This is a genomic window from Enterobacter sp. E14S (assembly GCF_055666685.1).
Genome location: NZ_JBVODQ010000006.1, coordinates 36,528 through 56,343, shown reverse-complemented (window position 1 = coordinate 56,343; position 19,816 = coordinate 36,528). Strand labels below are relative to the sequence as shown.

Below are 19,816 nucleotides of genomic sequence, written 5' to 3'. Positions count from 1 at the left end.
CGAGAATCACATGAAAGTAACAATCGATACGGGCGTCGCGCCCTACAGCGACGCATGGGCCGGGTTTCGCGGTGAAGAATGGAAAAACGCCGTCAACGTCCGCGATTTTATTCAGCATAACTACACCCCTTATGAAGGCGATGAAGCTTTCCTCGCGCAGGCGACGCCAGCAACGACGGCGCTGTGGCAGAAGGTAATGGTCGGCATTCGCCAGGAGAATGCCACCCACGCCCCGGTGGATTTTGACACCAACATTGCCACCACCATTACGGCCCACGGGCCGGGCTACATCGACCAGGATCTGGAGACGATCGTCGGCCTGCAAACCGATAAACCGCTCAAGCGCGCGCTGCATCCTTATGGCGGGATCAACATGATCCGCAGCTCGTTCGAAGCCTATGGCCGGGAGATGGATCCGCAGTTCGAATACCTTTTTACCGACCTGCGCAAAACCCACAACCAGGGCGTGTTTGACGTCTATTCGCCGGAGATGATGCGCTGCCGTAAATCCGGCGTGCTGACCGGTCTGCCGGACGGCTACGGGCGCGGACGCATCATCGGTGACTATCGCCGCGTGGCGCTGTACGGGATCGCTTATCTGGTGCGCGAGCGCGAACTGCAGTTTGCCGATCTGCAGGGCAGGCTGGAGCGCGGTGAAGATCTGGAGGCCACGATCCGCCTGCGTGAAGAGCTGGCGGAGCACAGGCGCGCGCTGCTGCAGATCCAGCAGATGGCGGCGAACTACGGCTTTGATATTTCACGTCCGGCGATGAACGCCCAGGAAGCGGTGCAGTGGGTCTATTTTGCCTACCTTGCAGCGGTGAAATCCCAGAACGGCGGGGCGATGTCGCTGGGGCGCACGGCCTCGTTCCTCGATATCTACATTGAACGCGACATGCAGGCAGGACGCCTGAATGAAGTCCAGGCGCAGGAGCTGATCGACCACTTCATCATGAAGATCCGCATGGTGCGCTTCCTTCGCACGCCGGAGTTCGACACGCTCTTCTCCGGCGATCCGATCTGGGCGACGGAAGTGATCGGCGGCATGGGGCTGGACGGGCGCACGCTGGTGACCAAAAACAGCTTCCGCTATCTGCATACCCTGCACACCATGGGGCCTGCGCCGGAGCCGAACCTGACGATCCTATGGTCTGAACAACTGCCGATCGCGTTCAAGAAATACGCCGCGCAGGTGTCGATCGTCACCTCTTCGCTGCAGTATGAGAACGACGATCTGATGCGTGCGGACTTCAACAGCGACGATTACGCCATTGCCTGCTGCGTCAGCCCGATGGTGATCGGCAAGCAGATGCAGTTCTTTGGCGCGCGCGCCAACCTCGCCAAAACGCTGCTGTACGCGATCAACGGCGGGGTGGACGAGAAGCTGAAGATCCAGGTCGGCCCGAAAACCGAGCCGCTGCTGGACGACGTGCTGGATTACGATACCGTGATGGCGAGCCTCGACCACTTTATGGACTGGCTGGCGGTGCAGTACATCAGCGCCCTGAACCTCATTCACTACATGCATGATAAGTACAGCTACGAAGCCTCGCTGATGGCGCTCCACGACCGGGACGTCTATCGCACCATGGCCTGCGGCATTGCCGGGCTGTCGGTGGCGGCGGATTCCCTGTCGGCCATTAAATACGCCACGGTGAAGCCGGTGCGCGACCACACCGGTCTGGCGGTCGATTTCGTGATTGAAGGAGACTATCCGCAGTACGGCAACAACGACGACCGCGTGGACAGCATCGCCTGCGACCTGGTGGAGCGCTTTATGAAGAAAATTCAGGCGCTGCCAACCTACCGCAACGCGGTGCCAACCCAGTCGATCCTGACCATCACCTCCAACGTGGTGTACGGCCAGAAGACCGGGAACACGCCGGACGGACGCCGCGGCGGCACGCCGTTTGCGCCTGGCGCGAACCCGATGCACGGCCGCGACAGAAAAGGGGCCGTGGCCTCGCTAACGTCGGTGTCCAAGCTGCCGTTCACCTACGCGAAAGACGGGATCTCCTACACCTTCTCCATCGTGCCGCAGGCGCTGGGCAAGGACGAGCTGGTGCGCAAAACCAACCTCGTAGGGCTGCTGGACGGGTACTTCCATCACGAAGCGTCCATTGAGGGCGGGCAGCATCTGAACGTCAACGTCATGAACCGGGAAATGCTCCTCGATGCCATCGCGCATCCCGAGAATTACCCGAACCTGACGATCCGCGTTTCAGGCTATGCGGTGCGTTTTAACGCCCTGACGCGCGAGCAGCAGCAGGATGTGATTTCGAGGACGTTTACGCAATCTATCTGACGACATTCAGGTCTCATGCCCCCTCACCCTGGGGGCATTTTTTTGCCCGCTAAACATACAAAATTGTTTATATAATTACTCACACATATTCATCCGCTCTTGAAAAACAATACGCCTGCTTTTCCCTATCACAGCATGTAAGGACAGTAAGATGATGAAAATGACCCGTATTGCGCTGGTCGCCGCCTCGCTGGCAGCGTGCAGTTTTACGGCACAGGCCGCGAACGTTGAGGCTGCCCCGTCTCCCTCGCAGGATCCGCTGGTACAGCACCTGAAGCTCAGCAATGAGCAGGTTAAGAAGATTGACGATCTGCATAAGCAGCTGGAACAAAATGTCAGCAAGATCCCGATGACGGGAGTGAAGGACGGCGCACTGATCGACATGTTCCAGTCGGGTAAATGGGACGAAAGCACGGTGAAAAGCCAGCTTGCCGCCTTTAGCAAAATTGAAGAGCAGACCCGCTATTACCGCGTGAAATATTACTTCGACGTCAGCCAGGTGTTGACGCCGGAACAGCGTAAGCAGATTAGAACCGATATGGCTAACGCGCTGGCAGAGTGATTTCGTACGTCGAGAACGGCGCCTGATTCTGCGGTGGCTCGATCGGTACCCTCTCCCATTGGGAGAGGGTTAGGGTGAGGGCATTCTCTAAACCGGCAAATCAATCAGCAGCGCGCGCAGCGGCGTATCCGCCACCAGGGTGATATTCGCTTCATCACGAATAAACGCCCCGTCGCCGCAGGTGAGCGCTTCTTTCTCTTCCGTGTGCGTCACCGCATGTACCGTACCGTGAATAGACTGTAAATAGGCGCGCGGACCATGAAGCTGGAAGCTCGCCTGTTCACCTTTCTTCAGTTCGATATGGTGCAGCCACACCTGCTGGCGCAGCTGCAGGCTACCTTTACTGCCGTCCGGCGATGCAATCAGCTGCTGCTTATCACCCGTTAAATCTAACTTCTGCACCAGCGGATTTTCCCGCTCGGGGCAGGCGTCCAGCCACAGCTGCATACGGGTCAGCGTTTTATCTTTGCTGAGGTTATGCTCGCTGTAGCTGATGCCCGGCTGCGTGGAAATTAACAACGCTTCGCCAGCCTTTGCCTGGACATGATTGCCCTCGCTATCGCGGTATTCTGCCTCGCCTTCCAGGATCAGGTTCAGGATATCGACTTTCGGGTACGTACGCGGCTGGAAGGAGGCGCCCGGGGCGAGCACTTCCTGGTTCAACACGCGCAGTGAAGCGTAACCGAGGAGTTTAGGGTCAAAGTAGTGTCCAAAGGAAAAGGTGTAGCGGGCCTGCAGCCAACCGAAATCGGCTTGTCCGCACTGTTTAGCTGTTCTTGTAGTAATCATAAACTTGACCTCTCTTTACACTAAAACAATGGTAAAGGTATGGACGCTGCATTGTTAGCCAGATATTCTGCCCGGTATGTTCAAATTTCCTGAATGAGAACGAGATGGCTAAAGAGAGAGCATTGACGCTTGAGGCGCTTCGCGTCATGGACGCGATTGACCGGCGCGGCAGTTTTGCGGCGGCGGCAGATGAGCTGGGGCGCGTTCCGTCTGCGCTAAGCTATACCATGCAGAAGCTGGAGGAAGAGCTGGACGTGGTGCTGTTTGACCGCTCCGGTCATCGAACAAAATTCACCAACGTGGGGCGAATGCTGCTGGAGCGCGGCCGCGTGCTGCTGGAAGCGGCGGACAAGCTCACGACGGACGCCGAAGCGCTGGCGCGCGGCTGGGAAACCCATCTGACGTTAGTTACCGAAGCGCTGGTGCCGACTGAAGCGCTGTTCCCGCTGGTGGACCGCCTGGCGGCGAAGGCCAATACGCAGCTGTCAATCATCACCGAGGTGCTGGCAGGCGCGTGGGAACGTCTGGAAACGGGCAGGGCGGATATTGTGATTGCGCCGGACATGCACTTCCGTTCCTCATCGGAAATCAACTCGCGCAAGCTCTACAGCGTGATGAACGTCTATGTTGCCGCACCCAATCACCCGATTCACCAGGAGCCGGAGCCGCTCTCTGAAGTGACGCGCGTGAAGTATCGCGGCGTGGCGGTAGCGGATACCGCGCGCGAGCGTCCGGTGCTGACGGTGCAGCTGCTGGATAAGCAGCCTCGTCTGACGGTCACCTCGCTGGAAGACAAACGGCAGGCGCTATTGGCCGGTCTGGGCGTGGCGACCATGCCGTACCCGTTTGTCGAAAAGGACATTGCTGAAGGGCGGCTGCGCGTAGTCAGCCCGGAATATAGCCACGAGGTGGATATCATTATGGCGTGGCGCCGTGACAGCATGGGCGAAGCCAAATCATGGTGTTTACGCGAAATTCCGAAGCTTTTCACGCAATACAATAAATAAAATCGTAATTTGTAGGCCCGGTAAGCGAAGCGCCACCGGGCTTTTTTATGCGCCGATCTTCGGATCCGGACCAAAGCGGTTTTCGCCCGGCGTCCCGCTCTGGCAGTTGAAGATCAAAATCACGATCCAGCCAATAATCGGGATCAGCAGCAGCAATAACCACCACGCTGAACGATCGGTGTCGTGTAGTCGACGGAACAGCACCGCCCACGATGGCAGCAGGACTAACAGGCCATAAATGGTGGTCAGCACGCCTTCACCGCCAGCCCGCTCCCAGCCAAGAATTTTATCCACAATACCCAGCACCATGATGAGAATGAAGTTCACCAGAACGAACATCCAGTACTCTTTGCGGCGGGCACGGCCACCAAATCCAATGTAGTTACGCAGTACTTTTAAATACCAGTCCATTTTCCTTGCCTCAATAGTCGGTCAATCACTTGTTTTCTAAGCAATCAAAGTAAGGATAGATGGAGATTGTGAATTAAAAAAGGGCATCTGGTGATGCCCTTCGTATTTATCCAAATCGGACGTCGCGCCCGTGAGGTTCATCCAGATCCTGCCACGGCCCAATGGAGATAATGCCCGTCGGGTTGATGGTTTTGTGGCTGCGGAAATAGTGGGTGCGGATATGGTCGAAGTCGACCGTGTCGGCAATACCCGGCATCTGGTAGATGTCACGCAGGAAACCATGCAGGTTCAGGTAATCGCTGATGCGGTGCTTGTCGCACTTAAAGTGGGTGACATAGACCGGATCGAAGCGAACCAGCGTGGTCCACAGGCGGATGTCCGCTTCCGTCAGGCGATCGCCCGTCAGGTAGCGATGCTGGCCCAGGATCTGCTCCAGACGCTCCAGCGATTCAAACACCTTTCCAACCGCTTCGTCATACGCTTCCTGGCTGGTGGCGAAACCGGCCTTGTAGACGCCGTTGTTGACGTTGTCGTAAATCCAGCCGTTCAGCTCATCAATCTTATCGCGCAGTTCAACCGGGTAGTAATCCCCGGCACGGGCGCCGTGCGCGTCAAACGCGGTATTGAACATGCGGATGATTTCCGCAGACTCATTGCTGACAATCGTCTGGTTTTTCTTGTCCCACAGCACCGGCACGGTAACGCGCCCGGTGTAGTTAGGATCGGCGCGAAGATAGAGCTGGTAAAGGAAATCGTGGTGGTAAAGATCGTCGCCGGTCGCCGCGGGGAAATCACTGTCAAACGTCCAGCCGTTTTCCAGCATCAGCGGGTTCACGACCGAAACCGGAATTAAGGATTCGAGACCTTTAAGCTTGCGCACAATCAGCGTGCGGTGTGCCCACGGGCAGGCAAGCGAAACATAAAGATGATAACGGTCTTTCTCAGCCGCGAAGCCGCCTTCGCCGCTCGGGCCTGGCGCGCCGTCGGCGGTCAGCCAGTTACGGAAGGCCGAAACTGAGCGCTTGAAGCGACCTCCGGTGGATTTGGTGTCATACCAGACATCCTGCCATACGCCGTCTACGAGTTGTCCCATTTTTTCTCCTCCGTCAGATAGCAAAAGCGAGGAGATGTCTCCTCGCTTTGTGTTCATTCAGTATAGCGTGCTTACCACTTCTTATTCAGAACGCGGTCGATGCTGTATGCGCCCGGGCCAGTGACGGCCAGCAGCAGGAAGCCACCCGCGATGGTCAGGTTTTTCATGAACATCAGAGAGTTCACGCCTTCCGCAAAGTTGCTGTGGAAGATGAACGCTGTCAGCACGGTGAAGCCTGCGGTAAACAGCGCGGTGGTACGGGTCAGGAAGCCGAACAGTACCGCGAGGCCGCCGCCGAACTCAAGAAGAATGGTCAGCGGCAGCAGGAACCCCGGAACGCCCATGGCTTCCATATACTGCTGGGTACCCGCATAACCGGTGATTTTTCCCCAACCTGCCACGATGAACAGAATTGGCATCAGAATACGCGCGACCAGTACACCAACATCTTCTAATTTTTTCATTTTACTCTCCAGGAAACCACATGAGCGGCTGAACATTATTTGTCTGCAATTCCGGGTAGATACCGCGGCGTTGCTGTCGATGGAGAGGATAATAAACGGGGCGGGTGGTAATTGTTAGCAAGGAAAACTGTCAATCTTCTTCAAAGATATTGAGTAAGGGAACGTGCGCGCTGGTGCCCTCACCCCAACCCTCTCCCACGGGGAGAGGGCGCAAAAACAAAAAACGGTAACCAGGGTTACCGTTTTGCTTTTATCACCGCAGCTGCTGCTGCCGTAACGTGGCTTTCACCAGACGCCAGGCGCTCCAGGCGCCGAATCCACGACGAGCCCAGCGGATCAGCATGTTCGGATGACGAACGGACCAGATAGCCATCACGCTGCTGCCGACCAGCGCCCACGAACGCAGGCTCAGGACGGTATTCCAGCCCCGGTCAAACCGTCGCGTCGCGTCGATCCAGTCGCGACGACTGGCCGACAGATCCAGCCGTTGCTGCTGGATCTGGCTTAACAGGTACGCTTTTCGCTTTTGACGTTCGGCTTTATCGCTCACGGCTAGTCATCCTCCAGCAGAGCACGATCGTTCGCCAGTTCCTGACGCGTATGGCGCAGGAAAGTGGACTTGCGCGCTTTACGCAGCGTCCAGATACCGCCTATCAACGCGGCGAGCAGCAGAACGACGGTGGTGGCAATCATCGCGTTAAGACGATACTGCGGATCGATGGCCCAGATGATTAACACCATCAGGCTCATCAGACCAAACGCGGCGAAGAGCATGGTCAGCCCGAGCATCAGCAGCATCTGGAAGAGGTTCGCTTTCTCCTCTTCCAGCTCGACCACTGCCAGCCGGACGCGCGTTTCGGCAATCCCGACCAGCGTGGTTAAAATACGCTGGCCGATGCCGAGGACGTTGTTAGCAGGCCCTTGTGCGTGACGAGGATCTTCCATATCAACGACGCGTCAGAAGGACACCCAGTACCACACCCACTGCGGCACCAATCCCTACACCCGTCCATGGATTATCACGCACATATTCGTCCGCGCGCGCAGCCGCTTCGCGGGTCTGTTTCGCCAGCGCATCACCGGTTTCACCCAGGCGATAGCGGCTCTCTTTCAGCGCCTGCTCCGCTTTGCTGCGCAGCTTGCTGACCTCTTCTTTCGACTTATCGGCAGAGGAGTTCAGCACCTCTTCAAGGGTATCGGCCAGGGATTTCAGTTCAGCGCGCAGATGTTCAGACGTCGTATCTTTTGACATGATTCTCTCTCCTGTTGAGATTTCCGTTAACTCAATAATCGCGAGCTTCCAGCGCTTTCAGGTCGTCCTGCGCCTCTTTCAACTTCTTCTCGCGCTTAGCAATTTTTTCCGCATCCCCTTTCTCTTTCGCTTCCTGCAGGTCTTGACGGCGCTCGGCTATCTCGTCCTTTTGTTCAGCGATTTTCTTCTGGTGATCGGCACGCAGCTTGCTGTCTGAACAGTTCGCTTTCACTTCGCTCAGCGCTTTTTTAAGACCATCAACACGGTGCTGATTGTTATGCTTTTCGGCATAACCGATCTCACGCTGAATATCCTGTTCTTTCTCCTGACAGAGAGAGTTTGCGAAGGATGCTGTGCTTAAAGAAAAAAGGGCCAGAGCCAGAGTCATGCGGAATTTCATTATCGAAACCTTCCATTGTGTTGCGGCGTTAGCCGCTATCCAAAGTTATGCGGAGTACATCGAGGGGTGCTCCGCGTACTTAAGCATAGTAAGTAAACGGGGGATTCACCAAAGTGAGTGAAAAGATTCGGAATCCTGGAAGTTATCCAAACCGATGCGACGTATCGCGAATCAATGACAGCCAGGCTGCAGGCTGGCTGTCATCTTCCTGCTGGGCAATGATATACCCGTGCGGCAGCGTACGGTCGAGAACCACTTTCGCGGCGGCACTTTGCGCACGGGAATCAAACTTGATCAGTAAAACATCGTCCTGCGGGGTAATGCTCTTAAAGCGGATCCCGTTCGCGTCCAGATGATGCCAGACGGAAAAACCGTCAGGCACGCTGGCGCCCTGGTTTACCGGGCGAATAGCCAGCGTCGATTCCTGATGCGAAAGCGCGCTCCATGCCAGCAGCATGGCGCTGAGGACGATCAGCGTAATCACGGCAACGGCAAAACGGCGCAGGGCGAGCGGTGAGATAGCCATCGTTAGCCTCTGGCTCCGTATTTCTTCTTCCACAGGACAACCAGTGAGCCAATCAGGCCGAAGACCAGCAGAACCACAGGCAGCAGCATCAGGCAGGACATCAGCTGGTCTTCATATTTCATAAAGACCGGCGTTTTACCCAGCGCATAGCCGAGCGTCGTCAGAATTAGCACCCATAGCAGGCCGCTCATCCAGTTAAAGAACTGGAAGCGCGTGCTGCTCAACCCCGACAGACCGGCAATGGTCGGCAGCAGGGTGCGAACAAAGGCGATAAAGCGGCCAATCAGCAGCGCGGAAAGCCCGTGCTTGTGGAAAAGGTGGTGCGCCCGCTGGTGATAATGCGCGGGAAGATGAGAGAGCCAGTTCTGGACGATCCGGGTATTGCCCAGCCATCGTCCCTGGATATAGCTCACCCAGCAGCCGAGGCTGGCCGCAACGGTCAGTAATAAAATGGTGTGTGGAAACGCCATCGCCCCTTTGGCACACAGCACGCCGACAAGCACCAGCAAACTGTCACCGGGCAGGAAAGCAGCAGGCAGCAAACCGTTCTCAAGGAACAGGATCATAAACAAGACGAAATAGAGCATGCCAATCATGGAAGGGTTGGCCAGCGTTTCAAAATCCTGCGCCCAGAGGGCATGCAGTAGTTGGGTCAAAAGTTCCATTCAGTGTTCCTGGAAATCGGTTAACGTCACGCCTGTTATCCGGGACAAACAGCACGGCGACATTGTTGTGATTTCATTATGGTCGCTCGCGGACACATTGCGGTGTGGCCAACACTGTTCCCTGTTAATTGGCTGGTTAGCAAGCACTAACTTACAAAATAAGGAATTGAATCCAATTGTAACAAAGCCCAACGTTCTGCGTCACAGAATTTGCAGGGGTGAGTTGATTTTGGCGTAAGCCCAGGAAGTGAGCGAGGGGATTTACAAAGGCTGACACTATATATGTTTTGCTTACTCCTGTAAGCCGGAAGGCGCAACGTAGCGCCTGCCAGCAGAAAGGTCATCTATTTTGCGGCACTGGAAGCCGTATCGAGATGAACAACCGGATTATCGGCAAAAAGATAGCGGTCAGCGTTAAATTCGAAGTCATCGCTGGTTTCGTTGAACAGCATCTGCTTGGTGTTTTCCAGGTGCTGCCACATCGCCAGCTTAGCGGCATGCGGATCTTTACGAATCAGCGCCTTAAGGATTTGGTCGTGATCGTCGCACCAGTTGTCGACGGTACGGGAATCGATATGGTCGTGCAGTTTTTTCCAGTACGGGTTGTGAACGCGCTGAGTCCACATTTTTTCAACGATTGCCGCCAGGGCCGTATTTTGGGTTGCCAGGGCGACCTGAACGTGGAACTGCAGATCCCACTCTGAATCGCGGAAACATTTCTCCTTACGGGCATTCTCCTGGATCTCCATCAGCTTCATGATGTCCTGCTTGGTCACCTGCGTCGCCGCAAATTCAGCAATATTACTTTCGATCAGCTGGCGAGCCTGGAGCAGCTCAAACGGGCCATAGCTGGCAAATTCCAGACTTTCGTCCGCGACGGGAGAGTGTTTCGGCAGATTAGAAATCACGTGAATGCCGGAGCCTTTGCGTACCTCAACGTAGCCTTCCACTTCCAGCATGATAATCGCTTCACGCACCACGGTGCGGCTGACGCTTTTTTCATCCGCGATAAAGCGCTCGGCGGGAAGTTTATCACCGACAAGATAGACCCCTTGCTCGATGCGATCTTTCAGCTCCGCAGCAAGTTGTTGATATAAACGACGTGGTTCGGTGATTTCCATATGCGCTCCAGGCAGGGTACGGCAGATGATTTGTTATACCACTTTTGCGTGCCACTCTCCAGATTTTGCCATTAAAAAAGCCGCTACTGAGCGGCCTTTAAATGCCCGGCGGCGCTTCGCTTGCACGGGCCTACGGGTTTTGTAGGCCGGGTAAGCGTAGCGCCACCCGGCGGAAAAATGGTTGCTAACTCTGCGTAGCCGGTTTGCCGAGGGACTCTTTCGCCAGCTCCTCTGCCGATTTGCTTTTCAGCACCGTCCAGATAACCACCGCACCCATCAGGTCGAAGATCGCCAGCACCGCGAATAGTGGGCTGAAGCCAATGGTATCCGCCAGCGCGCCGACCACCAGTGCAAACATGGTGCTCGCGGTCCAGGCGGCCATGCCGGTCAGGCCGTTGGCGGTTGCCACTTCGTTACGACCAAAGACGTCAGACGAGAGCGTAATCAGCGCGCCGGACAGGGACTGGTGCGCAAAGCCACCGATGCACAGCAGGGCAATGGCGACGTACGGGCTGGTGAACAGGCCGATCATCCCCGGGCCAATCATCAGCAGCGCGCCCATGGTCACCACCATCTTACGGGAAACGATCAGGTTCACGCCAAACCAGCGCTGGAACAGCGGTGGCAGGTAGCCGCCCACGATACAGCCCAGGTCAGCGAACAGCATTGGCATCCAGGCGAACATCGCGATCTCTTTCAGGTTAAAGCCGTAGACTTTAAACATGAACAGGGGGATCCACGCGTTAAAGGTACCCCAGGCCGGTTCAGCCAGGAAGCGCGGCAGGGCGATACCCCAGAACTGACGGGTGCCCAGGATCTGCCAGACGGTCATTTTTTTGCCGTTGTTGGTCTGATGCTGCGCTTCCTGACCGCCAATGATGTATTCACGTTCTTCTTCAGACAGTTTTTTCTGATCGCGCGGGTGTTTGTAGAAAACCAACCACGCCATCGCCCAGGCAAAGCTCAGCACGCCAGAGATGATGAACGCCATCTGCCAGCTGTGCATCACGATCGCCCACACCACCAGCGGCGGCGCTATCATCGCCCCGATGGACGAGCCCACGTTAAAGTAGCCGACCGCAATGGAACGCTCTTTCGCCGGGAACCACTCGGAGCTGGCCTTCAGGCCCGCCGGGATCATCGCGGCTTCAGCCGCACCGACCGCACCGCGCGCCAGCGCCAGTCCACCCCAGCTGCCTGCCAGCGCGGTTGCGCCGCAGAACACCGCCCAGGCGATGGCGAAGAAGGCATAACCGATTTTGGTACCGAGAATATCCAGCACATAGCCCGCAACAGGCTGCATGATGGTATACGCCGCGGAATAGGCGGCAATGATGTAGGAGTATTGCTGCGTGGAGATATGCAGCTCTTCCATCAACGTTGGCGCTGCTGCTGCCACGGTGTTACGCGTCAGGTAGCCCAGCACGGTGCCTAACGTCACCAGTGCGATCATATACCAACGTAACCCTTTAATTTTACGCATCTAAAACCTCATCGTTATGTTATTTCCGCGCCAGAGCACGGCAACCTCTCAACCGTTTCCGGGAGCAGTTGTGTAACGGGAGGGGCGTAACCAGGAGCATGTCCCGGAACGGCCCGAACCTTGCCATAAGTAAGCGTGCATAAGTCGGTATCCGTACCGTTAAACCCGATGTCTCTCACACCGGTAATGCATTCCGTCGGCTTATAGTTTGCGACGGCGAAAAGATAACTTGTCATACAACTTTAAAAGGTGAGTGACATCACAAATGTATGATTCTTTGTGGGGACATTATCTGTTGCGCACAAAGCCAGTACTGGCGGGGGTTGCAGAAGGGTTTACTCCATTGAGGGTAATTTATTTGTAGGCGTTTATTGATCTCACTCACGAAAAAAGCTTCGGTTGGTGGAAATTGGTGTGATAACTTTGCAGCATATGAACATACGCTTTCTGCGCTCCCGTAATGAGGAAGACGATAATGACGCCGTTTATGACCGAAGATTTTCTGTTAGATACCGAATTTGCTCGCCGCCTGTACCACGACTACGCAAAAGACCAGCCGATTTTCGACTACCACTGCCATTTACCGCCGCAGCAGGTTGCCGAAAATTATCGCTTCAAAAACCTGTATGACATCTGGCTGAAGGGTGACCACTACAAATGGCGTGCCATGCGTACCAACGGCGTGGCTGAGCGCCTGTGTACCGGCGATGCGACCGACCGCGAGAAGTTTGACGCCTGGGCGGCAACCGTTCCGCACACCATCGGCAACCCGCTCTACCACTGGACCCATCTTGAGCTCCGCCGTCCGTTTGGCATCACCGGCAAGTTGCTTTCCCCAACGACCGCGGATGAAATTTGGGATCGGTGCAACGCGCTGCTGGCGCAGGATAACTTCTCCGCGCGCGGCATCATGAAGCAGATGAACGTGAAGATGGTGGGCACCACCGACGATCCGATCGACTCCCTGGAGCATCATGCCGTTGTCGCGAAAGACACCTCTTTTGATATCAAAGTGCTGCCAAGCTGGCGCCCGGACAAAGCCTTCAACATTGAGCAGGCCACCTTCACCGACTACATGGCGAAGCTGGCGGAAGTGTCGGATACCGATATCCGTCGTTTCGCTGACCTGCAAACTGCGCTGACCAAACGTCTGGATCACTTCGCGGCGCACGGCTGTAAAGTGTCTGACCACGCGCTGGACGTGGTGCTGTTTGCGGAATCAAACGAAGCCGAGCTGGACAGCATTCTGGCGCGTCGTCTCTCTGGCGAAGGCTTAAGCGAGCACGAAGTGGCGCAGTTCAAAACGGCGGTGCTGGTATTCCTCGGTGCGGAATACGCGCGTCGCGGCTGGGTACAGCAGTACCACATCGGCGCGCTGCGCAATAACAACCAGCGCCAGTTCAAACTGCTCGGCGCTGACGTGGGCTTCGACTCCATCAACGATCGTCCGCTGGCGGAAGAGCTGTCAAAACTGCTGAGCAAACAGAACGAACAAAACCTGCTGCCTAAAACCATCCTGTACTGCCTGAACCCGCGCGATAACGAAGTGCTGGGCACCATGGTCGGCAACTTCCAGGGCGAAGGGATGCCGGGCAAGATGCAGTTCGGTTCCGGCTGGTGGTTTAACGATCAGAAGGACGGCATGGAGCGTCAGATGACGCAGCTCGCGCAGCTGGGCCTGCTGAGCCGCTTTGTCGGCATGCTGACCGACAGCCGCAGCTTCCTGTCCTATACCCGTCACGAATATTTCCGCCGCATTCTGTGCCAGATGATTGGCCGCTGGGTGCACGCGGGCGAAGCGCCAGCGGATATCCAGCTGCTGGGCGAAATGGTGAGAAACATCTGCTTTAACAATGCGCGTGACTACTTCGCCATTGAACTGAACTAAGGCCGTTTGAGGTTGATATGCAATACATCAAAATCCATTCGCTGGATAACGTGGCCGTCGCGCTGACGGATCTCGCTGAAGGCGACGTGGTGACCGTTGATAACCAGAGCGTCACCCTGCGTCAGGCGATCGTCCGTGGACACAAGTTTGCCCTGATCCCCATTGCGAAAGGGGAGAACGTGGTGAAGTACGGGTTGCCCATCGGCCATGCGCTGGCGGATATTGCGCCGGGTGAATACATTCACTCACACAATACCCGCACCAATCTGAGCGATCTGGACGAGTACAGCTATCAACCTGATTTACCGGCGGAAGAGCGTCAGGCGGCGGATCGTGAGGTGCAGATCTACCGTCGCGCCAACGGCGACGTGGGGATCCGCAACGAGCTGTGGATCCTCCCGACCGTCGGCTGCGTCAACGGAATTGCGCGCCAGATCCAGACGCGCTTCCTGAAAGAGACCAACAACGCCGAAGGGACTGACGGCGTGCATCTGTTCAGCCACACCTACGGCTGTTCCCAGCTCGGTGACGACCACATTAACACCCGCACCATGCTGCAAAACATGGTGCGTCACCCGAACGCGGGCGCGGTGCTGGTGATTGGCCTGGGCTGCGAGAATAATCAGGTGGACGCCTTCCGCGACACGCTGGGCGAGTTCGATCCTGAGCGCGTGCATTTTATGGTGTGCCAGCATCAGGACGACGAAGTGGAAGCGGGCGTTGAACAGCTTCACCAGCTTTATGAGGTGATGCGCCACGACGGGCGCGAGCCGGGCAAGCTGAGCGAGCTGAAGTTTGGGCTGGAGTGCGGCGGGTCAGATGGCCTTTCCGGCATTACCGCCAACCCGATGCTGGGCCGCTTCTCGGATTACGTGATTGCCAACGGCGGCACGACGGTGCTGACCGAAGTGCCGGAAATGTTCGGCGCGGAGCGTATTTTGATGAGCCACTGCCGCGACGAAGAGACCTTTGAGAAGACCGTCACCATGGTGAACGACTTCAAACAGTACTTCATCGCCCACAATCAGCCGATTTACGAGAACCCGTCGCCGGGCAACAAAGCGGGCGGGATCACTACGCTGGAAGAGAAATCCCTCGGCTGCACCCAGAAAGCGGGCGCGAGCCAGGTGGTTGACGTGCTGCGCTACGGCGAGCGCCTGAAAACCCACGGTCTGAACCTGCTGAGCGCACCGGGCAACGATGCGGTAGCCACCAGCGCGCTGGCGGGTGCCGGCTGCCATATGGTGCTGTTCAGTACCGGTCGCGGTACGCCGTACGGAGGTTTTGTGCCGACGGTGAAAATCGCCACCAACAGCGAGCTGGCGGCAAAGAAAAAGCACTGGATCGACTTTGATGCGGGCCAGCTGATTCACGGCAAAGCGATGCCGCAGCTGCTGACGGAGTTCGTGGATACTATCGTGGAATTTGCTAACGGCAGGCAGACCTGCAATGAGAAGAACGACTTCCGCGAGCTGGCGATCTTCAAGAGTGGTGTGACGCTTTAATCGGTGCGGCCTGATGCCCTCTCCCTGGCCCTCTCCCAGTGGGAGAGGGTACAAACATTAAAAACGGCAACCTCAGGGTTGCCGTTTTGCTGTTAACCTCGCAGTGCGTTCTTCGCTAAACGCGCGTCTTCCGCCTGACAGGCCGCTGCGGTAAACAGCACGTCGGTAGATGAGTTCAGCGCGGTTTCGCAGGAGTCCTGCAGCACGCCGATGATAAAGCCGACGGCCACAACCTGCATCGCAATCTCGTTCGGGATGCCGAACATATTACACGCCAGCGGGATCAGCAGCAGCGAACCGCCCGCCACGCCGGATGCGCCACAGGCACACAGTGACGCCACCACGCTCAGCAGCAATGCGGTTGGCAGATCCACCGGAATGCCCAGCGTATGCACCGCCGCCAGAGTCAGCACGGTAATGGTGATCGCCGCGCCCGCCATGTTCACGGTTGCACCCAGCGGGATCGACACGGAATAGGTATCGCGGTCCAGGTTCAGCTTCTCCGCCAGCGCCATGTTAACCGGAATGTTCGCCGCAGAGCTGCGGGTGAAGAAGGCATACACGCCGCTCTCGCGCAGGCAGGTCAGCACCAGCGGATACGGGTTGCGGCGGATCTGCCAGAACACCAGCAGCGGGTTGATCACCAGCGCCACCAGCAGCATACAGCCGACCAGCACAACCAGCAGCTGCGCGTAGCCCCACAGCGCGTCGAAACCGGTGGTTGCAAGCGTAGAGGAGACCAGCCCGAAAATACCGATTGGCGCAAAGCGAATCACCAGCTTCACCATAAAGGTCACGGCGTTGGACAGATCGTTGACCAGGTTTTTCGTGGTGTCGTTACCGTGACGCAGCGCGAAGCCCAGACCAATCGCCCAGACCAGGATGCCAATGTAGTTTCCGCTCATCAGCGCGGTAATGGGGTTAGAGACCATGCTCATCAGCAGGCCGCGAAGCACTTCGACAATACCGGATGGCGGCGTGATGTCACCGGCCGCGCTGGTCAGGTGCAGCGTGGACGGGAACAGGAAGCTAAACACCACGGCCGTTAAGGCAGCCGAGAAGGTTCCCAGCAGATACAGGAACAGAATGGGGCGAATGTTGGTTTTTTGTCCGTGCTGGTGGTTGGCAATTGACGCCATGACCAGCATCAGAACCAGTACCGGTGCGACGGCCTTCAGTGCGCCAACGAAAAGGGTTCCGAGCAGCCCCGTAGCCTCCGCAGCAGGTTTTGACACCATCGCCAGCAGAATACCCAGCACCAGACCGACCAGAATTTGTTTAACGAGGCTGCCCTGCGCCAGGCGCGCGAACAGTCCGCTTGATTGTGTGCTCATACGTATTTCCTGAGTGAAATTGCGTTCCATCCCGGATGTGCTCTTAGTCACATTTATGTCCGGATGTAAGTAAATGTTTGCCTGGTCGAGTATAGGGAATGCGCGAAAGGAAGGAAGCGTAAAATGCTGGATTTTACGTGTTGCATCATATTTTTTAACTGCTGCGTTACAAAAGTGTGTACACCCTCTCCCTGTGGGAGAGGGCCGGGGTGAGGGGGATTACTCCACCTGCTGCTTCTTATCGTGCTGGCGGTTAACCCAGGTATTGATAATCAGCGTCACGATCAGAATGCCAAACACCACGCCGAGCGAAATGGCGATCGGGATATGGTAGAAATCGACGATCAGCATCTTGATACCGATAAACACCAGGATCACCGACAGACCGTACTTCAGCATTGAGAAGCGCTCCGCCGCGCCTGCCAGCAGGAAGTACATCGCACGCAGGCCGAGAATGGCGAAGAGGTTAGACGTCAGGACGATGAACGGGTCGGTGGTTACCGCGAAGATCGCCGGAATGCTGTCCACGGCGAAAATCACGTCGCTCAGCTCAACCAGAATCAGTACCAGCAGCAGCGGAGTGGCAAACAGCAGGCCGTTCTTGCGCACGAAGAAGTGCTCGCTCTCGATCTTGTCGGTCATGCGAAGATGCCCACGGATCCACTTTACCAGCGGGCGATCGCCAATTGCGGAGCCGTCCTCTTTCGCCAGCGCCATTTTGACCCCGGTGAACAGCAGGAACGCGCCGAAGACGTACAGCAGCCATTCGAACTGGGTAATCAGCCAGCTGCCGGCGAAGATCATGATGGTACGCAGGATAATCGCACCCAGCACGCCGTACACCAGCACGCGTCGCTGCAGGGCAGCAGGCACGGCAAAGTAGCTGAACAGCATCAGCCAGACGAAGACGTTATCAACCGCCAGGGCTTTTTCAATCAGATAACCGGTGAGGAAGGCGAGCGCCTGAGGGTCGGCCACCGCGCGGCCTTCGGTCGAGGCCAGGTACCACCAGAAGGCGGCACAGAACAGCAGGGAGAGGGTGACCCACACCAGAGACCAGGCCGCAGCCTGTTTGATGCTCATGCCGTGTGCGCCGCGACGCCCCTGCAAAAAGAGGTCGATCGCCAGCATGATGAGCACGACAACCGCGAATCCGCCCCACAACATGGGAGTGCCGACAGAATGCATACTATTTTCCTTACACATAAAAAACAAAAACGGCCATGGTCAGAAGACGATAGCCGTTAGCTTTTTATGCATAGACCTCGCCTTCCGGCAAGGTCTCACTTACAACCACGAGGGTTGCCCGGCGACCGGATGCGTGTTTAACGCATCGTAATGACGATCCACCGGCGAAGAAGTTACTCCCCTTTGCAGGTAACAAAATATGTCAGACCATCGGTTTCGTCAATGGTCTGCGCCGTTTCATTACACAGCTTTACGCGATTGCTTCCGCGCTCACGCCGTCTGCCGGGAACACCACGCCGGTCTGGCGGCGGATCTCCGTTTGCAGCTTCGCCGTGGTGCGGCTCACCGCGAGGCCTGGGTGATTCACTTCGTTGTCTTCCACCAGACGGGCGAAGACCTCTGCCTCATAGAGCATAGTGTTAATATGCTGAGGCTGCGTCAGCTCCTGCGCTTTGCCGCCGCGCGGCACAAAGCTCACTTTCTGGCACTCGGAGATCTTCTCGATAACCAGCGAGCCCGCCTCGCCCTGAATTTCGCTCGGCAGCACGGAATCGCTCACCTTGGAGTGCTGCAGCGTAACGCTGAAATCACCGTAATCCAGCACTACGAGTCCGTGCGCATCCACGCCGCTCTCCAGCAGGCTGGCGGTAGCCGTCACGGCGTGCGGTTCGCCCCACAGGGCCACGGCAGAGGCCAGGCAGTAGAAACCGATATCCATAATCGAGCCGTTCGAAAACGCCGGGTTAAAGGTGTTCGGGTTCTCGCCGTCCAGATAGCGCTGATAGCGCGACGAGTACTGGCAGTAGTTGATAAAGGCTTTACGCACTTTGCCAATTTTCGGCAGGGACTGCTGCAGCAGCAGGAAATTCGGCAGGCTGGCGGTTTTGAACGCTTCGAACAGCACCACCTGGTTTTCGCGGGCAAGCGCAATGGCCGCTTCCACTTCCTCAATATTTGACGCCAGCGGCTTCTCGCAAATCACATGCTTTTTATGGCTGAGGAACAGCTTCGTTTGCGGGAAGTGCAGGGAGTTCGGGCTGGCGATATACACCGCGTCAATGGCGTCGCTTTGCGCCATGTCATCAAGCGAAGTGAAGAGATGCTCAACGAGGTAGTCGTTGGCAAAACTCTGCGCCTGCTCAAGGCTGCGGGAATAGACTGCGGTAAGTTTAAGTTTGCCGGTTTCGTGGGCGGCGTCGACGAACTGGCGCGTGATCCAGTTCGTACCAATGACTGCGAAACGTATCATAAACGTTTACGTACTCCGTAGCGGGGAACCTTTAGCCACTGTAGCACGTCATCATGACAATTCGCGTGCGCTATTCCGCATTACCATTTAACGATAAATGCGTAAGCCACAGGCGGGTATCAAACTCCAGCTGGTGATACTGCGGCTCCATGTGGCAGCACAGAGAATAGAACGCTTTGTCGTGCTCTTTCTCCTTCAGGTGCGCCAGCTCGTGGACCACGATCATCCGCAGAAAGGCTTCCGGCGCGTTACGGAAAACCGTCGCGACGCGGATTTCGGCCTTCGCCTTCAGCTTGCCGCCCTGCACGCGGGAAATCGCAGTGTGCAGGCCGAGCGCGTTTTTTAGCACGTGGATCTTGTTGTCGTACATCACCTTGTTGATCGGCGGCGCGCTCTTCAGATACCGGTTTTTCAGATCCTGCGTATACTGCCAGAGGGCCTTATCGGTCGCGAAATCGTGCGTGCCGGGATAGCGTTTTTCCAGCACCGCGCCGAGCTTCTGCTCGGCTATCAGGCTGCGAACCTGAGTCAGTAAATGCTCCGGATAGCCCTGGAGATAAGTAAGTTGGTTCAT

The 19,816-nt window shown here is 56.6% G+C and carries 21 protein-coding genes; 5 read left to right on the top strand and 16 right to left on the bottom strand.

Annotated features, from left to right (window positions below; all coding sequences use genetic code 11):
• Positions 1-10: 10 nt before the first annotated feature.
• Together pflB and ACZ6J2_RS14065 are read left to right on the top strand one after the other, a co-directional pair.
• A complete protein-coding gene (gene pflB, locus ACZ6J2_RS14070; protein ID WP_471726005.1) occupies positions 11-2,305 on the top strand; it encodes a formate C-acetyltransferase in 2,295 nt (764 codons plus the stop codon).
• A gap of 151 nt (positions 2,306-2,456) precedes the next feature.
• Positions 2,457-2,867, top strand: a complete 411-nt coding sequence (locus ACZ6J2_RS14065; RefSeq protein ID WP_471726004.1) for a Spy/CpxP family protein refolding chaperone — start codon at positions 2,457-2,459, stop codon at positions 2,865-2,867.
• Between the two features lie 87 nt (positions 2,868-2,954).
• Here ACZ6J2_RS14065 and ACZ6J2_RS14060 read toward each other — a convergent pair whose 3' ends face one another.
• A complete protein-coding gene (locus tag ACZ6J2_RS14060) occupies positions 2,955-3,656 on the bottom strand; it encodes a pirin family protein (protein ID WP_023309295.1) in 702 nt (233 codons plus the stop codon).
• Between the two features lie 104 nt (positions 3,657-3,760).
• On the opposite strand from ACZ6J2_RS14060, the gene ACZ6J2_RS14055 reads away from it, so the two are divergent.
• Positions 3,761-4,663 carry a LysR family transcriptional regulator gene (locus ACZ6J2_RS14055; protein WP_029739659.1) on the top strand — a complete coding sequence of 301 codons (903 nt, stop codon included), beginning with the start codon at positions 3,761-3,763 and terminating at the stop codon, positions 4,661-4,663.
• 45 nt (positions 4,664-4,708) lie between these two features.
• On the opposite strand, the gene ACZ6J2_RS14050 is transcribed toward ACZ6J2_RS14055, so the two are convergent.
• The 11 genes from ACZ6J2_RS14050 to ACZ6J2_RS14000 form a co-directional block, all read right to left on the bottom strand.
• A complete protein-coding gene (locus ACZ6J2_RS14050) occupies positions 4,709-5,074 on the bottom strand; it encodes a DUF805 domain-containing protein (RefSeq protein WP_029739660.1) in 366 nt (121 codons plus the stop codon).
• Positions 5,075-5,180: 106 nt separating this feature from the next.
• Positions 5,181-6,167 (bottom strand): glutathione S-transferase family protein, encoded by a 987-nt coding sequence (locus ACZ6J2_RS14045; protein WP_471726003.1) that lies wholly within the window; start codon positions 6,165-6,167, stop codon positions 5,181-5,183.
• A 71-nt stretch (positions 6,168-6,238) separates the two neighbouring features.
• A complete protein-coding gene (locus ACZ6J2_RS14040) occupies positions 6,239-6,631 on the bottom strand; it encodes a DoxX family protein (protein ID WP_023309292.1) in 393 nt (130 codons plus the stop codon).
• A gap of 253 nt (positions 6,632-6,884) precedes the next feature.
• Complete coding sequence (locus tag ACZ6J2_RS14035) at positions 6,885-7,181, bottom strand: YqjK-like family protein (RefSeq protein ID WP_039260464.1); 297 nt, start codon at positions 7,179-7,181, stop codon at positions 6,885-6,887.
• Positions 7,182-7,183: 2 nt separating this feature from the next.
• Positions 7,184-7,576 carry a phage holin family protein gene (locus tag ACZ6J2_RS14030; protein WP_471726002.1) on the bottom strand — a complete coding sequence of 131 codons (393 nt, stop codon included), beginning with the start codon at positions 7,574-7,576 and terminating at the stop codon, positions 7,184-7,186.
• A gap of 1 nt (position 7,577) precedes the next feature.
• Positions 7,578-7,883: an ElaB/YgaM/YqjD family protein gene (locus tag ACZ6J2_RS14025; RefSeq protein WP_008503141.1), complete on the bottom strand. Its 306-nt coding sequence runs from the start codon at positions 7,881-7,883 to the stop codon at positions 7,578-7,580.
• Positions 7,884-7,914: 31 nt separating this feature from the next.
• Positions 7,915-8,283, bottom strand: coding sequence for a DUF1090 domain-containing protein (locus ACZ6J2_RS14020; protein WP_471726001.1), 369 nt, complete (start codon positions 8,281-8,283; stop codon positions 7,915-7,917).
• Positions 8,284-8,425: 142 nt separating this feature from the next.
• Positions 8,426-8,809, bottom strand: a complete 384-nt coding sequence (gene mzrA / locus ACZ6J2_RS14015) for an EnvZ/OmpR regulon moderator MzrA (protein ID WP_039260467.1) — start codon at positions 8,807-8,809, stop codon at positions 8,426-8,428.
• A gap of 2 nt (positions 8,810-8,811) precedes the next feature.
• Complete coding sequence (gene yqjA / locus ACZ6J2_RS14010) at positions 8,812-9,474, bottom strand: DedA family general envelope maintenance protein YqjA (protein WP_024906405.1); 663 nt, start codon at positions 9,472-9,474, stop codon at positions 8,812-8,814.
• Positions 9,475-9,818: 344 nt separating this feature from the next.
• Complete coding sequence (gene exuR / locus ACZ6J2_RS14005; RefSeq protein WP_023309288.1) at positions 9,819-10,595, bottom strand: transcriptional regulator ExuR; 777 nt, start codon at positions 10,593-10,595, stop codon at positions 9,819-9,821.
• Between the two features lie 184 nt (positions 10,596-10,779).
• Entirely contained in the window at positions 10,780-12,078 is a 1,299-nt protein-coding gene (locus ACZ6J2_RS14000; RefSeq protein ID WP_023309287.1) for an MFS transporter, read from the bottom strand.
• Positions 12,079-12,553: 475 nt separating this feature from the next.
• Between ACZ6J2_RS14000 and uxaC the strand changes: the two genes are divergently transcribed.
• Positions 12,554-13,966 (top strand): glucuronate isomerase, encoded by a 1,413-nt coding sequence (gene uxaC, locus ACZ6J2_RS13995; protein WP_047060289.1) that lies wholly within the window; start codon positions 12,554-12,556, stop codon positions 13,964-13,966.
• Between the two features lie 17 nt (positions 13,967-13,983).
• Positions 13,984-15,471, top strand: coding sequence for a UxaA family hydrolase (locus ACZ6J2_RS13990; protein ID WP_471726000.1), 1,488 nt, complete (start codon positions 13,984-13,986; stop codon positions 15,469-15,471).
• Positions 15,472-15,563: 92 nt separating this feature from the next.
• Here the strand turns inward: ACZ6J2_RS13990 and sstT are convergent, their stop codons facing one another.
• The 4 genes from sstT to ACZ6J2_RS13970 form a co-directional block, all read right to left on the bottom strand.
• Complete coding sequence (sstT, locus tag ACZ6J2_RS13985) at positions 15,564-16,805, bottom strand: serine/threonine transporter SstT (RefSeq protein ID WP_087823155.1); 1,242 nt, start codon at positions 16,803-16,805, stop codon at positions 15,564-15,566.
• Positions 16,806-17,024: 219 nt separating this feature from the next.
• Complete coding sequence (locus ACZ6J2_RS13980) at positions 17,025-17,993, bottom strand: TerC family protein (protein WP_029739669.1); 969 nt, start codon at positions 17,991-17,993, stop codon at positions 17,025-17,027.
• A 250-nt stretch (positions 17,994-18,243) separates the two neighbouring features.
• The gene (locus ACZ6J2_RS13975) at positions 18,244-19,242 is read right to left on the bottom strand and encodes a Gfo/Idh/MocA family protein (RefSeq protein ID WP_471725999.1); all 999 of its coding nucleotides are present in this window, start codon (positions 19,240-19,242) and stop codon (positions 18,244-18,246) included.
• A gap of 70 nt (positions 19,243-19,312) precedes the next feature.
• Positions 19,313-19,816, bottom strand: coding sequence for a YgjP-like metallopeptidase domain-containing protein (locus tag ACZ6J2_RS13970; protein ID WP_059355748.1), 504 nt, complete (start codon positions 19,814-19,816; stop codon positions 19,313-19,315).

What these genes read in the sequence shown, in the direction of transcription:
- sstT (WP_087823155.1), bottom strand. Translation starts at nt 16,805, where the DNA reads ATGAGCACACAATCAAGCGGACTGTTCGCGCGCCTGGCGCAGGGCAGC.
- uxaC (WP_047060289.1), top strand. Translation starts at nt 12,554, where the DNA reads ATGACGCCGTTTATGACCGAAGATTTTCTGTTAGATACCGAATTTGCT.
- yqjA (WP_024906405.1), bottom strand. Translation starts at nt 9,474, where the DNA reads ATGGAACTTTTGACCCAACTACTGCATGCCCTCTGGGCGCAGGATTTT.
- pflB (WP_471726005.1), top strand. Translation starts at nt 11, where the DNA reads ATGAAAGTAACAATCGATACGGGCGTCGCGCCCTACAGCGACGCATGG.
- ACZ6J2_RS13990 (WP_471726000.1), top strand. Translation starts at nt 13,984, where the DNA reads ATGCAATACATCAAAATCCATTCGCTGGATAACGTGGCCGTCGCGCTG.
- ACZ6J2_RS13970 (WP_059355748.1), bottom strand. Translation starts at nt 19,816, where the DNA reads ATGAACCAACTTACTTATCTCCAGGGCTATCCGGAGCATTTACTGACT.
- ACZ6J2_RS14060 (WP_023309295.1), bottom strand. Translation starts at nt 3,656, where the DNA reads ATGATTACTACAAGAACAGCTAAACAGTGCGGACAAGCCGATTTCGGT.
- ACZ6J2_RS14025 (WP_008503141.1), bottom strand. Translation starts at nt 7,883, where the DNA reads ATGTCAAAAGATACGACGTCTGAACATCTGCGCGCTGAACTGAAATCC.
- ACZ6J2_RS14000 (WP_023309287.1), bottom strand. Translation starts at nt 12,078, where the DNA reads ATGCGTAAAATTAAAGGGTTACGTTGGTATATGATCGCACTGGTGACG.
- ACZ6J2_RS14055 (WP_029739659.1), top strand. Translation starts at nt 3,761, where the DNA reads ATGGCTAAAGAGAGAGCATTGACGCTTGAGGCGCTTCGCGTCATGGAC.
- ACZ6J2_RS14040 (WP_023309292.1), bottom strand. Translation starts at nt 6,631, where the DNA reads ATGAAAAAATTAGAAGATGTTGGTGTACTGGTCGCGCGTATTCTGATG.
- exuR (WP_023309288.1), bottom strand. Translation starts at nt 10,595, where the DNA reads ATGGAAATCACCGAACCACGTCGTTTATATCAACAACTTGCTGCGGAG.
- ACZ6J2_RS13975 (WP_471725999.1), bottom strand. Translation starts at nt 19,242, where the DNA reads ATGATACGTTTCGCAGTCATTGGTACGAACTGGATCACGCGCCAGTTC.
- ACZ6J2_RS14020 (WP_471726001.1), bottom strand. Translation starts at nt 8,283, where the DNA reads ATGAAATTCCGCATGACTCTGGCTCTGGCCCTTTTTTCTTTAAGCACA.
- ACZ6J2_RS14030 (WP_471726002.1), bottom strand. Translation starts at nt 7,576, where the DNA reads ATGGAAGATCCTCGTCACGCACAAGGGCCTGCTAACAACGTCCTCGGC.
- ACZ6J2_RS14050 (WP_029739660.1), bottom strand. Translation starts at nt 5,074, where the DNA reads ATGGACTGGTATTTAAAAGTACTGCGTAACTACATTGGATTTGGTGGC.
- mzrA (WP_039260467.1), bottom strand. Translation starts at nt 8,809, where the DNA reads ATGGCTATCTCACCGCTCGCCCTGCGCCGTTTTGCCGTTGCCGTGATT.
- ACZ6J2_RS14065 (WP_471726004.1), top strand. Translation starts at nt 2,457, where the DNA reads ATGATGAAAATGACCCGTATTGCGCTGGTCGCCGCCTCGCTGGCAGCG.
- ACZ6J2_RS13980 (WP_029739669.1), bottom strand. Translation starts at nt 17,993, where the DNA reads ATGCATTCTGTCGGCACTCCCATGTTGTGGGGCGGATTCGCGGTTGTC.
- ACZ6J2_RS14045 (WP_471726003.1), bottom strand. Translation starts at nt 6,167, where the DNA reads ATGGGACAACTCGTAGACGGCGTATGGCAGGATGTCTGGTATGACACC.